Origin of the sequence: Salipiger abyssi (assembly GCF_001975705.1) — a bacterium.
GTDB lineage: Bacteria > Pseudomonadota > Alphaproteobacteria > Rhodobacterales > Rhodobacteraceae > Salipiger > Salipiger abyssi.
This window is the reverse complement of the sequence record NZ_CP015093.1, coordinates 499,775-520,713: the sequence shown is the minus strand read 5'-3', so window position 1 is coordinate 520,713 and position 20,939 is coordinate 499,775. Positions and strand designations below refer to the sequence as shown.

The 20,939-nt window shown below is 67.8% G+C and carries 17 protein-coding genes; 15 read left to right on the top strand and 2 right to left on the bottom strand.

The features are described 5' to 3' along the window. Together mraY and murD are read left to right on the top strand one after the other, a co-directional pair. Complete coding sequence (gene mraY / locus Ga0080574_RS06100) at positions 1-1,083, top strand: phospho-N-acetylmuramoyl-pentapeptide-transferase (protein ID WP_076696105.1); 1,083 nt, start codon at positions 1-3, stop codon at positions 1,081-1,083. A 180-nt stretch (positions 1,084-1,263) separates the two neighbouring features. After that, on the top strand, positions 1,264-2,667 hold the full coding sequence (gene murD, locus Ga0080574_RS06095; protein ID WP_076696103.1) for a UDP-N-acetylmuramoyl-L-alanine--D-glutamate ligase: 1,404 nt from the start codon (positions 1,264-1,266) through the stop codon (positions 2,665-2,667). A gap of 252 nt (positions 2,668-2,919) precedes the next feature. Here murD and Ga0080574_RS06090 read toward each other — a convergent pair whose 3' ends face one another. Beyond that, the gene (locus Ga0080574_RS06090; protein ID WP_076696101.1) at positions 2,920-3,606 is read right to left on the bottom strand and encodes a hypothetical protein; all 687 of its coding nucleotides are present in this window, start codon (positions 3,604-3,606) and stop codon (positions 2,920-2,922) included. Positions 3,607-3,661: 55 nt separating this feature from the next. Next, positions 3,662-4,852: a BaiN/RdsA family NAD(P)/FAD-dependent oxidoreductase gene (locus Ga0080574_RS06085; protein WP_076696099.1), complete on the bottom strand. Its 1,191-nt coding sequence runs from the start codon at positions 4,850-4,852 to the stop codon at positions 3,662-3,664. 229 nt (positions 4,853-5,081) lie between these two features. Here Ga0080574_RS06085 and Ga0080574_RS06080 point away from each other — a divergent pair, with 229 nt between their 5' ends. The 13 genes from Ga0080574_RS06080 to recN all read left to right on the top strand — a co-directional run bounded on the left by Ga0080574_RS06080 (position 5,082) and on the right by recN (position 20,764). Then, positions 5,082-6,248 carry a peptidoglycan glycosyltransferase FtsW gene (locus Ga0080574_RS06080; RefSeq protein WP_076696097.1) on the top strand — a complete coding sequence of 389 codons (1,167 nt, stop codon included), beginning with the start codon at positions 5,082-5,084 and terminating at the stop codon, positions 6,246-6,248. Between the two features lie 162 nt (positions 6,249-6,410). Further along, the gene (locus Ga0080574_RS06075) at positions 6,411-7,535 is read left to right on the top strand and encodes a UDP-N-acetylglucosamine--N-acetylmuramyl-(pentapeptide) pyrophosphoryl-undecaprenol N-acetylglucosamine transferase (protein ID WP_076696095.1); all 1,125 of its coding nucleotides are present in this window, start codon (positions 6,411-6,413) and stop codon (positions 7,533-7,535) included. 53 nt (positions 7,536-7,588) lie between these two features. Then, complete coding sequence (gene murC / locus Ga0080574_RS06070) at positions 7,589-8,986, top strand: UDP-N-acetylmuramate--L-alanine ligase (RefSeq protein ID WP_076705719.1); 1,398 nt, start codon at positions 7,589-7,591, stop codon at positions 8,984-8,986. A 65-nt stretch (positions 8,987-9,051) separates the two neighbouring features. Next, complete coding sequence (locus tag Ga0080574_RS06065; RefSeq protein WP_076696093.1) at positions 9,052-10,239, top strand: APC family permease; 1,188 nt, start codon at positions 9,052-9,054, stop codon at positions 10,237-10,239. 46 nt (positions 10,240-10,285) lie between these two features. Then, complete coding sequence (locus tag Ga0080574_RS06060; protein ID WP_076696091.1) at positions 10,286-10,540, top strand: DUF2484 family protein; 255 nt, start codon at positions 10,286-10,288, stop codon at positions 10,538-10,540. Positions 10,541-10,621: 81 nt separating this feature from the next. After that, on the top strand, positions 10,622-11,551 hold the full coding sequence (gene murB / locus Ga0080574_RS06055; protein ID WP_076696089.1) for a UDP-N-acetylmuramate dehydrogenase: 930 nt from the start codon (positions 10,622-10,624) through the stop codon (positions 11,549-11,551). 127 nt (positions 11,552-11,678) lie between these two features. Beyond that, positions 11,679-12,593, top strand: coding sequence for a D-alanine--D-alanine ligase (locus Ga0080574_RS06050; RefSeq protein WP_198039778.1), 915 nt, complete (start codon positions 11,679-11,681; stop codon positions 12,591-12,593). Continuing rightward, positions 12,590-13,474 (top strand): cell division protein FtsQ/DivIB, encoded by an 885-nt coding sequence (locus Ga0080574_RS06045; protein ID WP_076696084.1) that lies wholly within the window; start codon positions 12,590-12,592, stop codon positions 13,472-13,474. Before Ga0080574_RS06050 ends, Ga0080574_RS06045 begins: the two co-directional genes overlap by 4 nt. Beyond that, entirely contained in the window at positions 13,474-14,805 is a 1,332-nt protein-coding gene (ftsA, locus tag Ga0080574_RS06040) for a cell division protein FtsA (protein ID WP_076696082.1), read from the top strand. Before Ga0080574_RS06045 ends, ftsA begins: the two co-directional genes overlap by 1 nt. 444 nt (positions 14,806-15,249) lie before the next feature. Further along, complete coding sequence (gene ftsZ / locus Ga0080574_RS06035) at positions 15,250-16,947, top strand: cell division protein FtsZ (protein WP_076696080.1); 1,698 nt, start codon at positions 15,250-15,252, stop codon at positions 16,945-16,947. 231 nt (positions 16,948-17,178) lie between these two features. Then, positions 17,179-18,108 (top strand): UDP-3-O-acyl-N-acetylglucosamine deacetylase, encoded by a 930-nt coding sequence (lpxC, locus tag Ga0080574_RS06030; RefSeq protein WP_076705717.1) that lies wholly within the window; start codon positions 17,179-17,181, stop codon positions 18,106-18,108. Between the two features lie 115 nt (positions 18,109-18,223). Further along, on the top strand, positions 18,224-19,078 hold the full coding sequence (locus Ga0080574_RS06025; RefSeq protein WP_076696078.1) for an outer membrane protein assembly factor BamD: 855 nt from the start codon (positions 18,224-18,226) through the stop codon (positions 19,076-19,078). 33 nt (positions 19,079-19,111) lie between these two features. Continuing rightward, positions 19,112-20,764 carry a DNA repair protein RecN gene (recN, locus tag Ga0080574_RS06020; protein WP_076696076.1) on the top strand — a complete coding sequence of 551 codons (1,653 nt, stop codon included), beginning with the start codon at positions 19,112-19,114 and terminating at the stop codon, positions 20,762-20,764. Positions 20,765-20,939: the final 175 nt, after the last annotated feature.

The following is a 20,939-nucleotide window of genomic DNA, read 5'->3' as shown; positions in this document are numbered from 1 at the left end:
ATGCTTTACTGGCTGACCGAACTCAGCGACGGGGGCGACCTTTTCAACCTCTTCCGCTATATCACCTTCCGCGCCGGCGGGGCGTTCCTGACCGCGCTGATCTTTGGCTTCCTCTTCGGGCGGCCGCTGATCGACGTGCTGCGCAAGCGCCAGGGCAAGGGGCAGCCGATCCGCAATGACGGGCCGGAGGGGCATTTCGTCAAGGCCGGCACGCCGACCATGGGCGGGCTCTTGATCGTCGGCGCGCTGCTGACCGCGACGCTGCTCTGGGCAAGGCTCGACAATCCGTTTGTGTGGATGGTGCTCTTTGTCACCATGGGTTATGCCGCCATCGGCTTTGCCGACGATTACGCCAAGGTCTCCAAGCAGAACACCAAGGGCGTGTCGGGCAAGGTGCGGCTTTTGCTGGGCTTTCTCATTGCAGGGATCGCCGGCGCCTGGGCGGCCTGGTTCCACCCCGCGGAGCTTACCGGGCAGCTGGCCTTTCCGGTGTTCAAGGACGCTCTGCTCAATCTCGGGATCTTCTTCGTGCCGTTCTCGATGATCGTCATCGTCGGCGCCGCCAATGCGGTGAACCTGACCGACGGGCTGGACGGGCTGGCGATCATGCCGGTGATGATCGCCGGGGGCACGCTGGGCATCATCGCCTATGCGGTGGGGCGGACCGATTTCACCGATTATCTCGACGTGCATTACGTGCCCGGCACCGGCGAGATCCTGATCTTTGCCGCCGCGCTGATCGGCGGCGGCCTGGGCTTTCTGTGGTACAACGCGCCGCCGGCGGCGGTGTTCATGGGCGATACCGGCTCGCTGGCCCTGGGCGGTGCGCTGGGGGCGATTGCGGTGGCCACCAAGCACGAGATCGTGCTGGCCATTGTCGGCGGGCTCTTCGTGGTCGAGGCGCTCTCGGTGATCATCCAGGTGTTCTATTTCAAGCGCACCGGCAAGCGGGTGTTCCTGATGGCGCCGATCCATCATCACTACGAAAAGAAGGGCTGGGCGGAGCCGCAGATCGTCATCCGCTTCTGGATCATCTCGCTGATCCTGGCGCTGATCGGGCTGGCGACACTGAAAGTGCGCTGAGCGGGACCGCTCATCGCCCGTTTCCGGGCTCTTCGCGGGGGCGGTGCTTTTGCCCGGCGCCGCGCGGGGCGGGCGCGTCGCGCGGCGTATTTTCAAAGAGAAGAAGCGCAGGGGGTGCTCTGGTCAAGGCGGGCGCTTTGCGCTAGCGCTGGTGCTGTTGCGGCGATGCGAGGGGCGGGCATGATTGCGGTATCCGGGTTCGAGGGACGGTCGGTGGCGGTTCTGGGGCTGGGGCGCTCCGGGCTCTCGGCGGCGCGGGCGCTGCGCGAGGGCGGGGCGGTGCCGCTCTGCTGGGACGACAACCCGGAGGCGCGGGCGAGCGCGGACGCCGAGGGGTTCGGGGTCCGCGATCTGGCGCGTGCCGGCGGCTTCGACGGGGTCGACTGGCTGGTGGTCTCGCCGGGCATTCCGCATCTCTACCCCGCGCCCAACCCGGTGATCGCCGCCGCCTGGGCGGCGGGGGTGCCGGTGGACAACGATATCGGGCTCTTTTTCCGCTCTTTCGGCAGCGGCGACTGGGCGATGTTCGATCAGCCGCCCAAGGTGGTGGCGGTGACCGGCAGCAACGGCAAGTCGACCACCTCGGCGCTGATCCATCACATCCTGCAAAGCGCCGGGCGCGACAGCCAGCTTGCGGGCAATATCGGTCGCGGTGTGCTGGATATCGACCCGCCGGGCGAGGGCGGCGTGGTGGTGCTGGAGCTGTCGAGCTACCAGACCGATCTGGCCCGCGCGCTGACGCCCGATGTGGCGGTCTTCACCAATCTCTCGCCCGATCATCTCGACCGCCACGGCGGCATCGGCGGCTATTTCGCCGCCAAGCGCCGGCTCTTTGCCGAGGGCGGGCCGGATCGCTGCGTGATCGGCGTGGACGAGAACGAGGGGCGCTATCTGGCCAACCAGCTCTCCGAGGCGCCGGCGGACGACCGGGTGATCCGGGTGTCGTCGGGCAGCAAGCTCTCGGGGCCGGGCTGGGACGTGTTCGCGCGCAAGGGGTTTCTCACCGAATGGCGCAAGGGGCGGCAGGTGGCCTCCATCGACCTGCGGTCGGTGCGCGGCCTGCCCGGTGCGCACAATCATCAGAACGCCTGCGCCGCCTATGCGGCAACCCGCGCGCTGGGGCTGGCGCCGCGCGTGATCGAGGCGGCGTTTCACAGCTTCGAGGGGCTGCCGCATCGCAGCCAGATCGTCGCCGAGGCCGGCGGCGTGACCTATGTGAACGACAGCAAGGCCACCAATGTGGACGCGGCGCTGAAGGCCCTGCAGGCCTTTCCGCGCATCCGCTGGGTCTGCGGCGGGCTGATGAAGGAGGGCGGGCTCGACGCGCTGGCGCCGGGGCTGGAGAATGTGGTCAAGGCCTATGTGATCGGGCGCGAGGCGGCGGGATTTGCGCTGGGGCTGCCGGGGATCGAGGCGGAGATCTGCACCGAGATGGACACCGCCGTCACCCGAGCGGTGGCCGAGGCGCAGGAGGGTGAGGTGGTGCTGCTGGCGCCCGCCGCCGCCAGTTTCGATCAATACGACAATTTCGAAAAGCGCGGCGAGGATTTCGCCGAGAAGGTACGGGCGAGGTTGGCGGGGTAGGGCCATCGCCTCAGAGGTGTCGTCGGGGAGAGGTGGGCAGGATTGCCCACCCTACGCTGCGGGATGGCAGGCGATAAGGCTCTCCCGGCAGGGCTCGCGGTGCGTCCCAACGGTTTGCTCCGGGCCGGAGGGGGAGGCCCCGGATCGGGTCCGGGGCGCGATGTTCCGGGGTGGGGCGTGATCTCGTAGGGTGGGCAATCTTGCCCACCATGCCTTGCGATACGCTCGCGACGTAACGGGAAGACCTGTGTCTCAGCCCAGCCGCGACTGCCGCAACGGCGCCAGCAGTGCCTTGTAGATCGCCTCCGGATGCACCACGCCGAGCTGCGCCGGCACTTCGGGCAGCTTCAGGATCTGCGCGATGGCCAGCCTGTGCATGCCGCCGCTGGCGCGCAGCGGCTGACCGTTGCGGTCGATATGCACCAGGATGCCGCCATGCTCGCGGCGGAAATATTCCGGCAGCTCCGACTGGGTGAGCAGCCGCCCGCGCCGCTGCGTCTCTTCATAGATCCGGTCCAGCGTCTCGTAGCGGTTCACCACATCCTCATGCGTGACGCAGCCATCCGGTCGGCGCCCTTCGGCGAGATGCCGCAGCATGCGCGCGAAAAGCGGTGTGTCTTCCCAGGCCACGCCGTCCTCGTAATGCATGCGGCAGCTCTGGAACTTGATGTTCTCGGCAAAGGGCGTGCGGCAGCGGTCCCAGTCGCCGGCGACGATCATGCCGCTGTGCTGGCGGCGCAGCGGCTTGCGCCCGGCGCTGGCATCGTAGGAATCGCGGATCTCGCAGGGCGGCAGATAGATGCGCTCGTCCGAACGCGGTGCGTCGGCGCCGTAACGGAAGCGGTTCCAGAGGTCGCGCACGGCCTTGCGCGGCACCTGTGCCTCGATATCCCGCAGCCAGTTGGCGGGGTGCAGGGTGGGATGATCGGCAAAGGCCATGCGGGCGCGCTCCGTGACATCTGAGCGACAAAGATGTAACGGGAGTGTGACGAATTCAAGAGCGCCGATGCGTCTCGGCGATGGCGCGCCCGCAGGCGGTGCCCGAAGACCACGCCCACTGGAAGTTGTAACCGCCGAGCCAGCCGGTCACGTCCACCGCCTCGCCGATGACATAGAGCCCGGGGACGGATTTGGCCTCCATCGTCTTCGACGACAGCCCGTTGGTGGCGATGCCGCCCAGCGTCACCTCGGCGGTGCGCCAGCCCTCGGTGCCCTGCGGGCGCAGCTCCCAGCCGCTGAGCGCCTGCGCCAGCGCGGCGATACGCCGGTCGGAGAGATCGGCGAGATTGCCGCTCAGATCCAGCGTCTCGCCGAGATAGGCCACCAGCTTCGGCGGCAGAAGCTGCCCCAGCGCGGTGCTCAGCGCCCGCCGCCCGGCCTCACCGCGCGCGGCGCGCAGCGCGGCGGCGGGATCGCTGCCCGGCAGCAGGTCCACCGTAATCGCCTCGCCCTCGCGCCAGTAGCTGGAGATTTGCAGGATCGCCGGCCCCGAAAGCCCGCGATGGGTAAAGAGCATCGCCTCCTCGAAGGCGCCGCGCGCGGTCTGCGCGCGCACCGGCAGCGACAGGCCCGAGAGCGCCGAGAAGCGGCCGTCGGGAAAGGTGAAGGGCACCAGCCCGGGGCGGGGCGCGACGATTTCCAGCCCGAAGCGTGTCGCGATGTCATAGGCAAGCCCGGTGGCGCCCATCTTGGGGATCGACTTGCCGCCGGTCGCCAGCACCAGATTGCGTGCCGAGACCACCTGTTCCGTACCCTCGCGCATCAGCCGCGCCACGAAGCGGGTGCCGTCATGGCTGAGCTCGGCAAGCTCGGTCGAGAGCGCGAGCTCCGCCCCCGCCGCCTCCATCTCGCGCAGCAGCATGGCGATGATCTGCGTCGCCTTGCCGTCGCAAAAGAGCTGGCCCAGCGTCTTTTCGTGCCAGGCGATGCCATGGCGTCCGATCAGATCGAGGAAATCCCACTGCGTGTAGCGCGCCAGTGCCGATTTGCAGAAATGCGGGTTCTCCGACAGGAAACAGCCCGGCTCGACGCCGAGATTGGTGAAGTTGCAGCGCCCGCCGCCGGAGATGCGGATCTTTTCGCCCGGGTTGCGCGCATGATCCACCACCAGCGTGCCCGGCCCGGCCTCTGCGGCGCACATCATGCCGGCGGCTCCGGCCCCGAGGATCAGCGTTTCGATCTGCATGCCGGCTCAGGACCACGGAACGCCGCCCCGCACAAGCCCCCGGGCTTTCATCTTTCCGCAAATACTCACCGCCGCCCCATCCGCCCGCGCGGCGCCGGGGCAGGGGGCAAGCCGCAACCAAGTCTTCCCAAAACCCTCCCGCTTTGCTACCCTTCGTTGCATGATCCGGGCCAACCCGGGCGAGCAGAGGCAATCCGGCCGTTGAGCGGCCAATACGAGCGGTGGTCCCATGACGGAAATGGTTTACGGCACGGTCTCCGTGCAGGAGGGCGAGCCTGTTCTGCCCAAATGGTGGCGCACGGTCGATCGCTGGGCGCTGTCCTGCATCTTCCTGCTCTTCGGCATCGGCATCCTGCTGGGGCTCGCCGCCTCGCCGCCGCTGGCCGAACGCAACGGCTTTGCGCATTTCCACTACGTACAGCGGCAGGCGGTGTTCGGCGGGCTGGCGCTGACCGCGATGATGCTGACGTCGATGCTGACGCCGCTGCTGGTGCGGCGCCTCGCGGTGATCGGCTTTCTCGTGGCCTTTATCTCGCTGCTCGGCCTGCCCTTCCTCGGCACCGATTTCGGCAAGGGCGCGGTGCGCTGGTATTCGCTGGGCTTTGCCTCGGTGCAGCCCTCGGAATTCCTCAAGCCGCTCTTCGTCATCGTCGCCGCCTGGATGATGGCCGCCAGCCAGGAGATCGGCGGCCCGCCGGGCAAGCTCTGGTCCTTCGGGCTGACCGTCACCATCGTGCTGGCGCTCGCGATGCAGCCGGATTTCGGTCAGGCGAGCCTTGTGCTCTTCGGCTGGGGGGTGATGTGGTTCATCGCCGGCGCGCCGATGCTGCTGCTGGTGGCGCTCGCCGGACTCGTGGTGATGGGCGGCATGGTGGCCTATAACAGCTCCGAACACTTCGCCCGCCGCATCGACGGCTTTCTCACTCCCGAGGTCGATCCCACCACCCAGCTCGGCTATGCCACCAACGCCATTCAGGAGGGCGGCTTCTTCGGCGTCGGCGTCGGCGAGGGCACGGTGAAATGGTCGCTCCCGGATGCGCATACGGATTTCATCATCGCGGTGGCCGCCGAGGAATACGGGCTCATCCTCGTGCTGCTGATCATCGCGCTTTACACCGTGGTGGTGGTGCGCTCGGTGCTGCGGCTGATGCGCGAGCGCGATCCCTTCATCCGGCTGGCGGGCACCGGGCTCGCGGCGATGTTCGGCGTGCAGGCGATGATCAATATGGGCGTCGCGGTGCGGCTGCTGCCGGCCAAGGGCATGACGCTGCCCTTCGTGAGCTATGGCGGCTCGTCGCTGATCGCCGGCGGCATCGCCGTCGGCATGCTTCTGGCCTTCACCCGGACCCGCCCGCAGGGCGAGATCGGCGAAATCCTGCGCGGGCGACCGCGCTGAGCGGGCCGCCGGCCTGCGGGGCTTCACCCGGCCGCTGCGCTGCGATAAGGGTGCCCGGATTTTGCGGTGGGCGCCTGGCGCACCACCAGAACATGCGGTGCGATGCGGGTGCGCGGGCGATGAGCTCCGGAATGCCCGCGGCAGGGAAGGATGAAAGCTGAGATGGCAGAGCGGTTCCGGCGTCCCCTTCTGGTCATTGCCGCAGGCGGCACCGGCGGGCATATGTTTCCCGCCCAGGCGCTGGCGGAGCTGATGCTGCGGCGCGGCTGGCGGGTTAAACTCTCCACCGATGCGCGCGGCGCCCGCTATACCGGCGGCTTTCCCCATTCCACCGAGATCGAGCAGGTCAGCGCCGCGACCTTCGCGCGCGGCGGCGTGCTGGCCAGGCTTGCCGTGCCGTTCCGCCTCGCCGGCGGTGTGCTGTCGACCCTCATGCGCTTCCGCAAGGACCGGCCCGACGCGGTGGTGGGCTTTGGCGGCTACCCGTCGATCCCGGCGCTGACGGCGGCCTGGCTGCTGAAACTGCCGCGGATGATCCACGAGCAGAACGGCGTGCTGGGGCGGGTCAACGAGATCTTTGCCAAGAAAGTCGACGTTGTGGCCTGCGGCACCTGGCCCACGGAGCTGCCCGAGGGGGTGGAGGGCGTGCATACCGGCAATCCGGTGCGCATGGCGGTGCATGAGCGGGCAGGCGCGGGCTATATCGTGCCGGGCGATTACCCTATGTCGCTGCTGGTGATCGGCGGCAGCCAGGGCGCGCGCATTCTGTCGGACATCGTGCCGCCGGCCATCGAGCGCCTGCCTATCGAGATCCTGCGCAATCTTCGCGTCAGTCATCAGGCCCGCGACGAGGATGGCGAGCGCGTCACGCAATATTATTACCAGCACGCCATCGACGCCGATGTGCAGCCCTTCTTCACCGATATCCCCGCCCGCATGTCCGAGGCGCAGCTGGTGATCTCGCGCTCGGGCGCCTCGTCGGTCGCCGATATCTCTGTGATCGGGCGGCCCGCGATCCTCGTGCCCTATGCGGCGGCGGCGGGCGATCACCAGTCGGTCAACGCACAAGGGCTGGTCGATGCCGGAGCCGCGATCCGCATCCCCGAAAGCAAGCTCAGCGTCGAGAACATGTCCGAGGCGATCATGGCGGTGCTGAGCAACCCCGAGGGCGCGTCGCAGATGTCGCACGCGGCGCTCGCGGTTTCGAAGCCGGAGGCAGCAGAGCATCTGGCCTGGCTGGTCGAGCAGCTCGCCGGGTTCGGGCAGGACGAAGACCAACAACAATAAGCAGCAGAGGACGGGCAGGGATGAAACACGAACGGGTCACCGAGGGGGGCATGATGAGCGCCGCGACGAAACTTCCGGGCGATGTGGGCCCCATTCACTTCGTCGGCATCGGCGGCATCGGCATGTCGGGTATCGCCGAAGTGCTGCTCAACCACGGCTATGTGGTGCAAGGCTCGGATCTCAAACGCTCCAAGATCACCGAGCGGCTGGAGGCGCTGGGGGCGCATATCTTCGAGGGCCAGACGGCCGAGAACCTCGAGACCGCCGAGGTGGTGGTGATCTCCTCGGCGATCAAGCCGGGCAATCCCGAGCTCGACGAGGCGCGCCGGCGCGGTCTGCCGGTGGTGCGCCGGGCCGAGATGCTGGCCGAGCTGATGCGGCTGAAATCCAACGTCGCGGTGGCCGGCACCCATGGCAAGACCACCACGACGACCATGGTGGCGACGCTGCTGGATGCGGGCAATTACGATCCCACGGTGATCAATGGCGGCATCATCCATGCCTACGGATCCAACGCGCGCGTCGGGCTTGGCGAGTGGATGGTGGTCGAGGCCGACGAGAGCGACGGCACCTTCAACCGCCTGCCTGCGACCATCGCCATCGTCACAAATATCGACCCCGAGCACATGGAGCACTGGGGCAGCATCGAGAACTTGCGCGACGGGTTCTATCAGTTCGTCTCGAATATTCCCTTCTACGGGCTGGCGGTCTGCTGCACCGATCACGCCGAGGTGCAGGCGCTGGTGGGCCGGGTCAGCGACCGGCGGGTGACGACCTATGGCTTCAACGCCCAGGCGGATGTGCGCGCGGTGAACCTGCGCTACGAGAAGGGCATCGCGCATTTCGACATCCTGCTTCAGGGCGAGGACAGCAAGATCGAGGATTGCACCCTGCCGATGCCCGGCGATCACAACGTCTCGAACGCGCTGGCCGCCGTCGCGGTGGCGCGGCATCTGGGGATGAAGCGCGACGAGATCCGCACGGCGCTGGCGGCGTTCGGCGGCGTGAACCGCCGCTTTACCCGGGTGGGTGAGGTCAACGGCGTGACCATCATCGACGATTACGGCCACCACCCGGTGGAAATCGCCGCCGTGCTGAAAGCCGCGCGTCAGGCCACCGAAGGCCGGGTCATCGCCGTGCATCAGCCGCACCGCTATTCGCGGCTGCATTCGCTGTTCGACGATTTCTGCGCCTGTTTCAACGAGGCCGATGTGGTGGCCATCGCCGAGGTCTATGCGGCGGGTGAGGAGCCCATCGAGGGCGCCACGCGCGACGATCTGGTCGCCGGGCTGATCCGCCACGGTCACCGGCATGCCCGCGCGATCCTCAGCGAGGACGATCTGGAACGGCTGGTGCGCGAACAGGCGCGGCCGGGCGACATGGTGGTCTGCCTTGGTGCGGGCACGATCTCGGCCTGGGCCAACAACCTGCCGCAGCGCCTGGCCGACTGACGCGAGGCCGAAGATTTTTCGTACGAAAAATCTTTGGCGCCACGCTGTAGGTGAGGGCAGGGAGGATGAGCGAGCAACTCAAACGCCGGATCGGCTTCGGGCTGCTGACCGCCTATGGCGTCGGTGTCATGGTCGGCGCGGGTATCTACGTGCTGGTCGGCGCCGTGGCAGGGGCGGCGGGCGTTTGGGCGCCGCTGGCGTTTCTGGCGGCAGGAGCCGTGGCCGCGCCCACCGCGCTTTCCTATGCCGAATGGTCTGCGCGGGTGCCGGAGGCGGCGGGTGAGGCCGCCTATATCCGCGCGGGGTTCGATATGCCGCGGCTGGCTGTGCTCGTCGGGCTCGCCATCGTCGTGGCCGGCACGATCTCCGCCGCAGCGGTGCTGCGCGGCGGGGTCGGGTATCTGACCGGTATCGTCGATCTGCCGATCTGGCTCGGGGTCGCGGGGCTCGGTCTGGCGCTGACGCTGGTCGCCGGGCTGGGGGTTTTGGAAAGCCTGAGCCTTGCCGCGCTCTTCACCGTGATCGAGCTTGCCGGGCTCGCGCTGATCGTCTGGGCCGGGATGGGCGCCGCGCCAGCACCGGATTACGTGACCGCGCCGCCGCCCGGCTTTGCGGCCATCGGTGCCGGGGCGGTGCTGGCGTTTTTCGCCTTCATTGGTTTCGAGGACATGGTCAACATGGCCGAGGAGGTGCGTGAGCCCACCCGCACGATGCCGCGCGCGATCCTGACCTCTCTCGTCGTCACGACCCTGCTTTATGCGCTGGTCTCCTGGGCTGCCGTGCGGGCGGTGCCGCTGGAGGAACTGGCCGCTTCCGAACGGCCGCTGGCGCTGGTCTGGCAGGAGACGCGGGGCGGCGGCGCGGCGGGGTTTTCGGCGATTGCCGTCTTTGCGGCGCTCAACGGTGTGCTGGCGCAGGTGGTGATGGCGGCGCGGGTGCTGTTCGGGCTCGGCAAGGCCGGCGGCGTGCTGGCGGTCTTCCACCACGCGCATCCGCGCTTCGGCACGCCGCTGCCCGCCACCGCCCTGGTCGGCGCGGCGGTGATCGGTGCGGCGCTGCTGCTGCCGGTCGACGTGCTGGCCGGGACGACATCGGCGGTGCTGCTGGCGGTCTTTGTGCTGATCAACGCGGCGCTGATCGCGGTCAAGCGGCGGGTGCCTGACGCCCCGTTCCGCGTGCCCATGGCGGTGCCGGTGGCCGGTGTGGCGCTGTCGCTGCTGGCGCTTGTCGCGGGCCTTGCGGGACAGGGCTGATCCGGGGCAGTTTGGGGCCTGCCCGTGACGCATGCAGGGGATGCCGATGACCCTTTCTCTTTTCCTGGCCTGTGTCTGGGCCGTTGCCGCCAATGTGCTGGCGATGCTGCCCTCGCGCGACAATCACTGGCGGCGGGCCTATCTCTTGATCGGGTCGGGCCTGCCCTTGCTGGTCTATGTGGTCTGGGAAAACGGGCCCTGGATCGGGCTGATCGTGCTGCTGGCCGGGATGAGCATCCTGCGCTGGCCTTTGCGCTATCTCTGGCGCTGGCTGCGCGTGCGGCTCGGGTTTGGCGAATGAGCGCCGAGTGAGGCTGTCTGTCCGTCGCCGATGAGGCGCCGGGGCTTTACTGCCGCCGCAGGGCGCGGCAGAAGGCGCGCGATGACTGACACGCTTCCCCCCGTGCGCGGGCGCCTCACGGCGGACCGCCCGCTCTCCGATCTGACCTGGCTGCGCGTGGGCGGGCCGGCGGATCTGTTCTTTCAACCCGCCGATCTCGACGATCTGCGCGACTTTCTGCGCGCGCTGCCTGCCGGGCAGCCGGTGTTCCCCATGGGCGTGGGGTCGAACCTGATCGTGCGCGACGGCGGCATCCGCGCAGTGGTGATCCGGCTGGGGCGCGGCTTCAACGGCATCTCCATCGAGGGCACCCGCGTCACCGCCGGTGCCGCCGCGCTCGATGCGCATGTGGCAAAGCGCGCGGCGCAGGCCGGGGTGGACCTGACCTTTCTGCGCACCATCCCGGGCAGCATCGGCGGCGCGGTGCGGATGAATGCCGGCTGCTACGGCTCCTACGTCGCCGATCATCTGATCGAGGCGCGTGCGGTCACCCGCGACGGCGCGCTGGTGATGCTGACGCCGACTGAGCTGAAACTCGCCTACCGCCAGAGCGCGCTGCCCGAGGGCTGGGTGCTGACGGAGGCGGTGTTCGAGGGCGCGCCGGGCGACCCGCGGGCGCTTGAGGCGCGCATGGCGGCGCAGCTCAAGAAACGCGACGAGAGCCAGCCCAGCAAGGACCGTACCGCCGGCTCGACCTTCCGCAACCCGGCGGGGTTCAGCTCCACTGGCCGCGCCGACGACTCCCACGAGCTGAAAGCCTGGAAGGTGATCGACGAGGCCGGCCTGCGCGGCGCCACACGGGGCGGGGCGCAGATGTCGCCCAAACATTCGAATTTCCTGGTGAACACCGGAGGTGCAACCGCCGCCGATCTGGAAGGATTGGGCGAGGAGGTGCGAAAAAAGGTTTTCCAACACAGCGGAATAGCGTTACATTGGGAAATCATGCGGGTCGGAGAACCCGCAGTGTCCTGAGGCCGGGCAACCGCGCTGAAACGGACGCGGCGATCATCGCAAAACGCGGGGCGCCGACCATAAGGGGGATCACCCCCAGAGCAGAACAAGGGGCGCAAAGCCCCATCATTTCGAGGCGGTTTTGGGGATGTCGAGCAGGGCAAACCCGAAAGTGGCGGTATTGTTGGGCGGCCCCTCCGCAGAGCGCGAGGTGTCTCTCAGTTCCGGACGGGAATGTGCCGCCGCTTTGAGGGATGAAGGATTCCAGGTCACCGAGGTCGATGCCGGCCCCGATCTGGCGCAGGTGCTGACAGCGCTCGCGCCCGATGTCGTGTTCAACGCGCTGCATGGCCGTTGGGGCGAAGACGGCTGCGTGCAGGGGCTGCTGGAATGGTTGGGGATTCCCTATACCCATTCCGGCGTTCTGTCCTCGGCGCTGGCCATGGACAAGGAACGCACCAAGCAGGTCTATCGCGCCGCCGGGCTGCCGGTGGTGGACAGCCTGCTTGCCGACAAATCCGAGATCGAAGCGCGCCACGTTCTGGCGCCGCCCTATGTGGTGAAGCCCTATAACGAGGGCTCTTCGGTCGGTGTCTATCTGGTGCAGGACGGGGCCAATTCGCCGCCGCGCCTGGCCGCCGAGATGCCCGAGACGCTGATGGTCGAGGCCTATGTGCCCGGGCGCGAGCTTACCACCACAGTGATGGGCGACCGGGCGCTGACGGTGACCGATATTCTCACCGATGGCTGGTACGATTACGACGCCAAGTACAAGGAGGGCGGCTCGCGCCATGTGCTGCCCGCCGAGGTGCCGCAGGAGATCTTTGACGCCTGTCTCGATTACGCGCTGCGCGCCCATGAGGCGCTGGGCTGCCGGGGCACCAGCCGCACGGATTTCCGCTGGGACGAGAGTCGCGGTCTTGCCGGGCTGGTGCTGCTCGAGACCAACACCCAGCCGGGCATGACGCCGACCTCGCTGGTGCCCGAGCAGGCGCAATATCTTGGTTACAGCTTCGGGCAGTTTTGCCGCTGGCTGGTGGAGGATGCCTCTTGCAACCGATGACCGAGACGCCCGCGCCGCAGGTCCACCGCCCCGATCCCGCGCCCTCGCGGCTGAAATACCGCATCGAGCGGCTGATGCTGACGCCGCTCTTCCGGCTGGCGCTGCGGGTCGGGCTGCCGGCGCTGATCGGTTTCGGTGCGACGAGCTGGTATTTCTCCTATGAGGATCACCGCACCGCCGTGCTCGACGCGATCGCCGGCATCCGCAACCAGATCGAGACGCGGCCGGAATTCATGGTCAATCTCATGGCCATCGACGGCGCCAGCCCCGGCGTCTCCGAGGATATCCGCGAGATCCTGCCCATCGACTTTCCCGTCAGCTCCTTCGATCTCGATCTCGGCCTGATGCAGGGCGCGATTGTCGGGCTGGATGCGGTCGAGAGCGCGCGGCTGCGCATCCGGCAGGGCGGGGTGTTGCAGATCGACGTGACCGAGCGCGTGCCGGTGGCGCTCTGGCGGCTGCGCGGCGAGCTGGAGCTGCTCGACGATAGCGGCGCGCGGGTCAGGCCGGCGATGGCGCGGAGCGACTATCCCGAGCTGCCGGTGATCGCGGGCAAGGGCGCGGACGATTTCGTCGCCGAGGCGGTGGAGCTGGTGCAGGCGGCGGCGCCGCTTGCCGGGCGGCTGCGCGGTCTGGAGCGGATCGGCGAACGCCGCTGGGATGTGGTGCTGGATCGCGGCCAGCGCCTGATGCTGCCCGAGACGGGCGCGGTGCGGGCGCTGGAACGCGCCATCGCCATGGATCAGGCGGTGGACATGCTGTCGCGCGATATCGCGGCGGTGGATCTGCGGCTGCCGCGGCGCCCGACGCTGCGGCTGAACGGCGAGGCGATAGGCGAATACTGGCGGATCAAGGCCATGGAGACCGGAGAAAACCAATAATGATCGAGCTCTATGAATCCCAGCGCGCCATGCGCAACATGCGCAAGGCGGCGATGCAGCGGGGGGTGGTGGCGATCCTGGACGTGGGCAGCTCCAAGATCGCCTGCCTGGTGCTGCGCTTCGACGGCACGGAAAAGCTGGGCGATGACGGCATCGGCTCGCTGGCCGGTCAGTCGGGCTTCCGCGTCATCGGCGCGGCGACGACGCGCTCGCGCGGGGTGAAATTCGGCGAGATCGCCGCCATGGGCGAGACCGAGCGCGCCATCCGCACCGCCGTGCAGGCGGCGCAGAAGATGGCCGGCATCCGGGTCGATCACGTCATCGTCTGTTTCTCGGGCGCCGAGCCGCGCAGCTACGGGCTGGCCGGGCAGGTCGAGATCGAGAGCACCATGGTGACCGAGCAGGACGTGGCGCGGGTGCTCTCGGCCTGCGACGTGCCGGATTTCGGCCATGGCCGCGAGGTGCTGCACGCGCAGCCGGTGAATTTCGCGCTCGATCACCGCTCCGGGCTGAACGACCCGCGCGGCCAGATCGGGCAGCAGCTTGCCACCGACATGCATATGCTGACGGTGAACGCGCAGGCGATCCAGAACATCGCGCATTGCGTCAAGCGCTGCGATCTGGAGCTCGCGGGGCTCGCGAGCTCGGCCTATGCCAGCGGCATCGCGGCGCTGGTCGAGGACGAGCAGGAGCTGGGCTCGGCCTGTATCGACATGGGCGGTGGCACCACCGGCGTGTCGATCTTCATGAAGAAACACATGATCTATGCGGATGCCGTGCAGATGGGCGGCAACCATGTGACCGGCGACATTTCCATGGGGCTCCAGATCCCCATGGCGATGGCCGAGCGCATCAAGACCTTTTACGGCGGTGTCGTCGCCACCGGCATGGACGACCGCGAGATGATCGAGATCTCGGGCGATACCGGCGACTGGCATCATGACCGCCGGCAGGTCAGCCGCGCCGAGCTGATCGGCATCATGCGGCCCCGGGTGGAGGAGATCCTCGAAGAGGTGCGCTCCTGTCTGGATGCCGCCGGCTTCGAGCATATGCCGAGCCAGCAGATCGTGCTGACGGGCGCGGCGAGCCAGATCCCCGGGCTCGACGGGCTGGCGAGCCGGATCCTGGGCTCGCAGGTGCGTCTGGGCCGGCCGATGCGGGTGCACGGGCTGCCGCAGGCGGCCACCGGCCCGGGCTTTGCCAGCGCCGTGGGCATGTGCCTTTTCGCGGCGCATCCGCAGGACGAATGGTGGGATTTCGAGATCCCGGTCGACAAATACCCGGCGCGCTCGCTGAAACGCGCGGTGAAATGGTTCCGCGACAACTGGTGAGCGGCGGCGCCCGTGGCGCGGGCGGGATGTTTTTTTTGAGTATTTGAAGAAAGATGAAAGGGCGGGGCGCGCGAAAATCCGCGCGTTTCGCCACAGATACCGGGGTGACGGCGGAGCGCGACTCTGCTAGCTTATCCACAGATCTGTGCACAAGACGCAGAGGTGAGGGTTGTCGGGCAGACTTCCCGGAAAATTGCGAGCGAAACACCCTGACGGCACCCGTGATCCCGGTGTGCCGCCCGAGGTCTGTTGCGCGTGGATGCGCGCAGGCCGCAAAATCTAGCGGTTTCGGCGAAATCCCGCGCGGACGGCCCCAGAATCCCCTATATTTCGTGGCGAATCTGCGTTTTTTACGTGACCGACCCGTCAGATATCGGTAAGAATTGCTCGCAAAGGCGCAGGACAGGCGTGCAAACAAGTCATAAAAGACAGGCGGACCAGCATATGACACTCAACCTCTCGATGCCCGGCCAGGAAGAGCTGAAGCCCCGGATTACGGTCTTCGGCGTGGGCGGTGCCGGCGGCAACGCCGTCAACAACATGATCACCCAGCAGCTCGAGGGCGTGGATTTCGTCACCGCGAACACCGACGCGCAGGCGCTGCAACAGTCCATGGCGCATAACAAGGTGCAGCTGGGCGTGAAGGTGACCGAGGGGCTGGGCGCCGGTGCGCGGGCTTCCGTGGGCGCCGCCGCCGCCGAGGAGAGCATCGAGCAGATCGTCGATCACCTGGCCGGCGCGCATATGTGCTTCATCACCGCCGGCATGGGCGGCGGCACCGGCACCGGTGCAGCCCCGATCATCGCGCAGGCCGCGCGCGAGCTGGGCGTGCTGACCGTCGGCGTGGTGACCAAGCCCTTCCAGTTCGAAGGCGCCAAGCGCATGCGTCAGGCCGAGGACGGCGTCGAGGCGCTGCAAAAGGTCGTCGACACGCTGATCATCATTCCGAACCAGAACCTGTTCCGTCTGGCCAACGAAAAGACCACCTTCACCGAGGCGTTCTCGCTTGCCGACAATGTGCTTTATCAAGGTGTGAAGGGCATTTCCGACCTGATGGTGCGCCCGGGCCTGATCAACCTCGACTTCGCCGATGTCCGCTCGGTGATGGACGAGATGGGCAAGGCGATGATGGGCACCGGCGAGGCCGAGGGCGAGGAACGCGCGATCCAGGCGGCCGAGAAGGCTATAGCGAACCCGCTGCTCGACGAGATTTCGCTGAAGGGCGCGAAGGGCGTGCTGATCAACATCACAGGCGGCCACGACCTGACGCTGTTCGAACTCGACGAGGCGGCCAACCGCATCCGCGAGGAAGTGGATGCCGACGCCAATATCATCGTCGGCTCGACGCTGGATGACAGCATGGAAGGCGTGATGCGCGTCTCCGTCGTCGCCACCGGCATCGACGCCACCGCCGTGCAGAACGATATCCCGGTGCCGCGCCGCAAACTGTCGGAGCCGCTGAAGCCGACCATGACCGATGAAGCGCCGGCCCCGGCTGCCGCCGCACCGGCTCCCGCGCCGGCACAGGCCCCGGCTCCGGCACCGAAACCCGCGCCGGCCCCGGTTGCCGCGCAGGTGGCAGAGCCGGAATACGAGGAGGACGAGCCGTCGCTCTTTGAGTCGCTGGAGAGCGAGCGCCACGCGCAAGAGCCTGCGGAGAGCCTCTTCGAAGAGCCGGCCCCCGCCGCGGCCCAGGCCCAGGACGATCTGCCGCCGCCGGCCTACCGTCCGCAGGTGGCGCAGTTCCAGCCGCAGCCCGACGCGCTCGAAGCCGAGCCCGAAACCTTTGTCGCGCCGCGCGCGCCGACGCCGGGCACGCCTTCGCCGGACACCATGGCCCGGCTTCAGGCCGCCGCCGCGCGCAACCGCCAGCAGGCGGCAGGGCAGGCGCAGGCGCCGCGTCAGATGCAGCCGCAGCAGCCTGCGGGGGCCGCGCGCGGAACCGAGGGCGACAAGCCGCGCTTTGGCATCAACTCGCTGATCAACCGCATGACCGGCCATGCCCAGGAAGCGGCGCCCGCGCCGCGCCGCCAGCAGCCGCCGGTTCAGGCTCATCAGCCGGCACCGGTGTCGGATCCGGAAGAGGCGCAGGATCAGGACCGGATTGAAATTCCCGCCTTCCTGCGGCGTCAGGCGAACTGATTTTCTCGCGAAAGCGGATGGGAACGCCCCCGATTTCGGGGCGTTTTTCTATTCTATAACAGTGGGTTCCGAGGCGATTTTCAAAGCTGCGCGGGGTTTCGCGCATCGCGTTACGGCGATGTTTCAGGCGGTTACAATCTTTGATTTGAGATGACAGGGGGGCGTCTATATCTCCAAGCTCGAAGAAGCCGCCTATTGGGGAGGCGGGTTCCGAAGACCGAGGTGATCCACGTGCAGACGACACTCCGTTCCGCTGTGACCTTTCAAGGCGTTGGCCTGCATTCCGGCAAGCCCGCGCGTATGACGATCCGTCCGGCCATGGCCGAGCACGGCATCTGGTTCAAGCGGACCGATATCCTGCTGGGCGACACGCTGGTGCCCGCGCGCTGGGACGCCGTCGAGGTGACCCCGCTCTGCACCCGCATCGTCAACGCCGCCGGTGTCGCGGTCTCGACCATCGAACATGTCATGGCCGCGCTGGCCGGTTGCGGCGTGCATAACGCGCTGATCGAGATCGACGGTCCGGAAGTGCCGATTCTCGATGGTTCCGCCGCCCCCTTCGTGCGCGGCATCCTGGCGCGCGGCGTACGCGGCCTGCATGCGCCGGTGCGCGCCATCGAGATCCTCAAGCCCGTCGAGGTGAAGACCGACAGCGGCTGGGCCCGGCTGAGCCCGGCGCCGGAAGGCGAGGGGCTGAGCATGGATTTCCACATCGCCTTCACCGATTCCGCCATCGGCACGCAGGACAAGAGCCTCAACCTCGCCAACGGCACCTTTGTGCGCGAGCTCTGCGACAGCCGCACCTTCTGCCGTCAGTCGGATGTGGAGGCGATGCAGGCCAACGGGCTGGCGCTCGGCGGCACCTATGAAAACGCCGTGGTGGTCGATGGCGACGCGGTGCTCTCGCCGGGCGGTCTGCGCCATGACGACGAGGCGGTGCGCCACAAGATGCTCGACGCCCTGGGCGATCTCTTTACCGCTGGCGCGCCGATCATCGGCCATTACGAGGGCCACAAGGCGGGCCACGCCATCACCAATATGCTCCTGCATGCGCTCTTTGCGGATCCGGAGGCCTATCGCCTCACGCTCTGCGACCGGTTGGTTGCCGCGCGCCTGCCCGGGGCCGGTGTCGAGCGCGACGAGATCCCCGCCGTCGCCTGATCGTTTTGCCGGCGTCAAATCGCCGTTAAGGCGTTTTGCCCCGGAATTTTCTGTGCTAGGACCATGCCAAGGATCGGGGACCGGTCCGCTGCAAGGGATATGAGGATTGTCGGGCATGGCAGGCGGCAGATCGCGGAAGATTGTGATCGGGGCGGCTTTTTCCGCCATTGTTCTGGCCGGTTGCACGGCGCAGGAACGTCCGGGCTTTGCCCGGGGGAATGTTCCCATCGAGACCTATTCCGCCGAGCAGATCTATGAGCGCGGCGAGTTCGAGATCGACCGCAGGGATGGCGAGACAGCGGCGTTCTATTTCGGCGAGGTCGAGCGGCTTTATCCCTATTCCGACTGGGCCAAGCGCGCCCTGATCATGCAGGCCTATGCCTATCATCTCGAGAAGGATTACGAGAATAGCCGCGCATCGGCGCAGCGCTATATCGACTTCTACCCGACCGATGACGACGCCGCCTATGCGCAGTATCTTCTGGCACTCAGCTACTACGACCAGATCGAGGAAGTGGGCCGCGACCAGGGGCTGACCTTCCAGGCGTTGCAGGCGCTGCGCACGGTGATCGAGCGCTATCCCGACAGCGAATACGCGCGCTCGTCGATTCTGAAATTCGATCTCGCCTTCGACCATCTCGCCGGCAAGGAGATGGAGATCGGCCGCTATTACCTCAAGCGTCAGCATTACGGCGCGGCGATCAACCGGTTCCGTGTGGTGGTCGAGGATTTCCAGACCACCACCCACACGCCCGAGGCGTTGCACCGGCTGGTGGAGGCCTATCTGTCGCTGGGCCTCACCGACGAGGCGCAGACCGCTGGTGCGATTCTCGGTTACAACTATCAGGGCACCGACTGGTACGAAGACAGCTACAAGCTGCTGACGGGCCGGGGGCTCGAGCTGGAGGCCGCGGGCGACAACTGGCTGTCGAAGATCTATCGCCAGATGGTCAAGGGCCAGTGGCTTTAGGGGATGGCGGGGTGATCCCCCGCCATACGCATCATGCTGCGCGCGCTTGAAATCCGTGACATGCTGATCATCGACCGGCTGGACCTGATGTTCCAGCCCGGTCTCAACGTGCTCACCGGCGAGACCGGGGCGGGCAAGTCGATCCTGCTGGATTCGCTGGGATTCGTGCTGGGCTGGCGCGGTCGTGCCGAGCTGGTGCGCAGCGGTGCCGCGCAGGGCGAGGTGACGGCGGTGTTCGAGCTGAGCTCCGGCCACGCGGCGCGCGGCGTTCTGGAGGAGGCGGGGCTGCCGGTCTCCGACGAGCTGATCCTGCGGCGGGTGAATTCGGCGGATGGGCGCAAGACCGGCTGGGTCAACGACCGCCGCGCCAGCGGCGAAGTGCTGCGGCGGCTCTCGGATACGCTGGTCGAACTGCATGGCCAGCATGACGACCGCGGCCTGCTGAACCCTTCGGGCCACCGGACGATTCTCGACAGCTATGCGGCGATCTCCGCCGAGCTGGCGGCGGTGCGCGCGGCCTGGGCCGAGCGCCGCGGCGCGCGCAAGCGGCTGGAGGCGGCGGAGGCGGCGCTGGCCGAGATGCGCGCCGAGGAGGAGTTCCTGCGCCACGCGGTGGAGGAGCTCGACACGCTTGCGCCGGGGCCGGAGGAAGAGGCCGAACTCGACACCCGCCGCCGCACCATGCAGGCCGCCGAGCGCATCCGCGAGGATATAGCCCGGGCCTCCGATGCGCTTGGGTATGAGGGGGCCGAGGGCGCCATGGCCAATGCGCTGCGCTGGCTCGAAGGTGCCTCGGATAAGGCCGAGGGGCGTCTGGAGGCGGCGATTGCCGCGCTGACCCGCGCCATGGCGGAGCTTGACGAGGCCGGGCGCGAGGTCGCCGAATGTCTCGATGCGCTGGAGTTCAACCCGCACGATCTGGAAGAGACCGAGGAGCGGCTTTTTGCCATTCGCGGTCTGGCGCGCAAGCATCAGGTGGCCCCCGATGCGCTGCCCGAGCTGGCGGCGACCCTCTCGGGGCGGCTGGCGACGCTGGAGCGCGGCGCCGAGGATATCGCCGAGCTGACCCGCGCGGTGAAAGAGGCGGATGGTGCCTATGATGCGGCGGCGGAGCGCCTGAGCGCGGCACGGGTGCAGGCGGCGGAACGGCTCGACGCGGCCATGGCCACCGAGCTGGCGCCGCTGAAAATGGAGCGCGCGGTGTTCCGCACCGAGATCACGCCGGGCGAGCCGGGCCCGGAGGGGCGCGACGCGGTGGCCTTCACCGTGGCGACGAATCCGGGCGCACCCTCGGGACCGCTGAACAAGATCGCCTCGGGCGGTGAGCTGTCGCGCTTCCTGCTGGCGCTGAAGGTCTGCCTCTCGGAAGAGCGCAACCGGGGCGTGACGATGATCTTCGACGAGATCGACCGCGGCGTCGGCGGCGCCACGGCCGATGCGGTGGGCCGGCGGCTGAAGGCGCTGGCCGGCGGCGGGCAGGTGCTGGTGGTGACCCATTCGCCGCAGGTGGCGGCGCTCGGCGCGCATCACTGGCGGGTGCAGAAGCGGATCGAGCAGGAGATGACCCTCTCGACGGTGACACCGCTCGATGCGGATGCGCGCGAGGACGAACTGGCGCGGATGCTTTCGGGCGACACGGTCACCCCCGAGGCCCGCGCGGCGGCACGGGCGCTGCTGGCGGGGTAGGCTGGCGCGGATGGTGGGTTGGACACCCACCCCCTACGGATCACGCATCTCCCGCCCCGGACTTGATCCGGGGCCTCAGCGGTTGGTCTTTGGGGAGGGCGAGGGCGATAGGCCATGCCGGGCTTGTCAGCAACGCAGCGGGAGCCGGCCCCAGCGGCGGCACGTGGGCTGACGC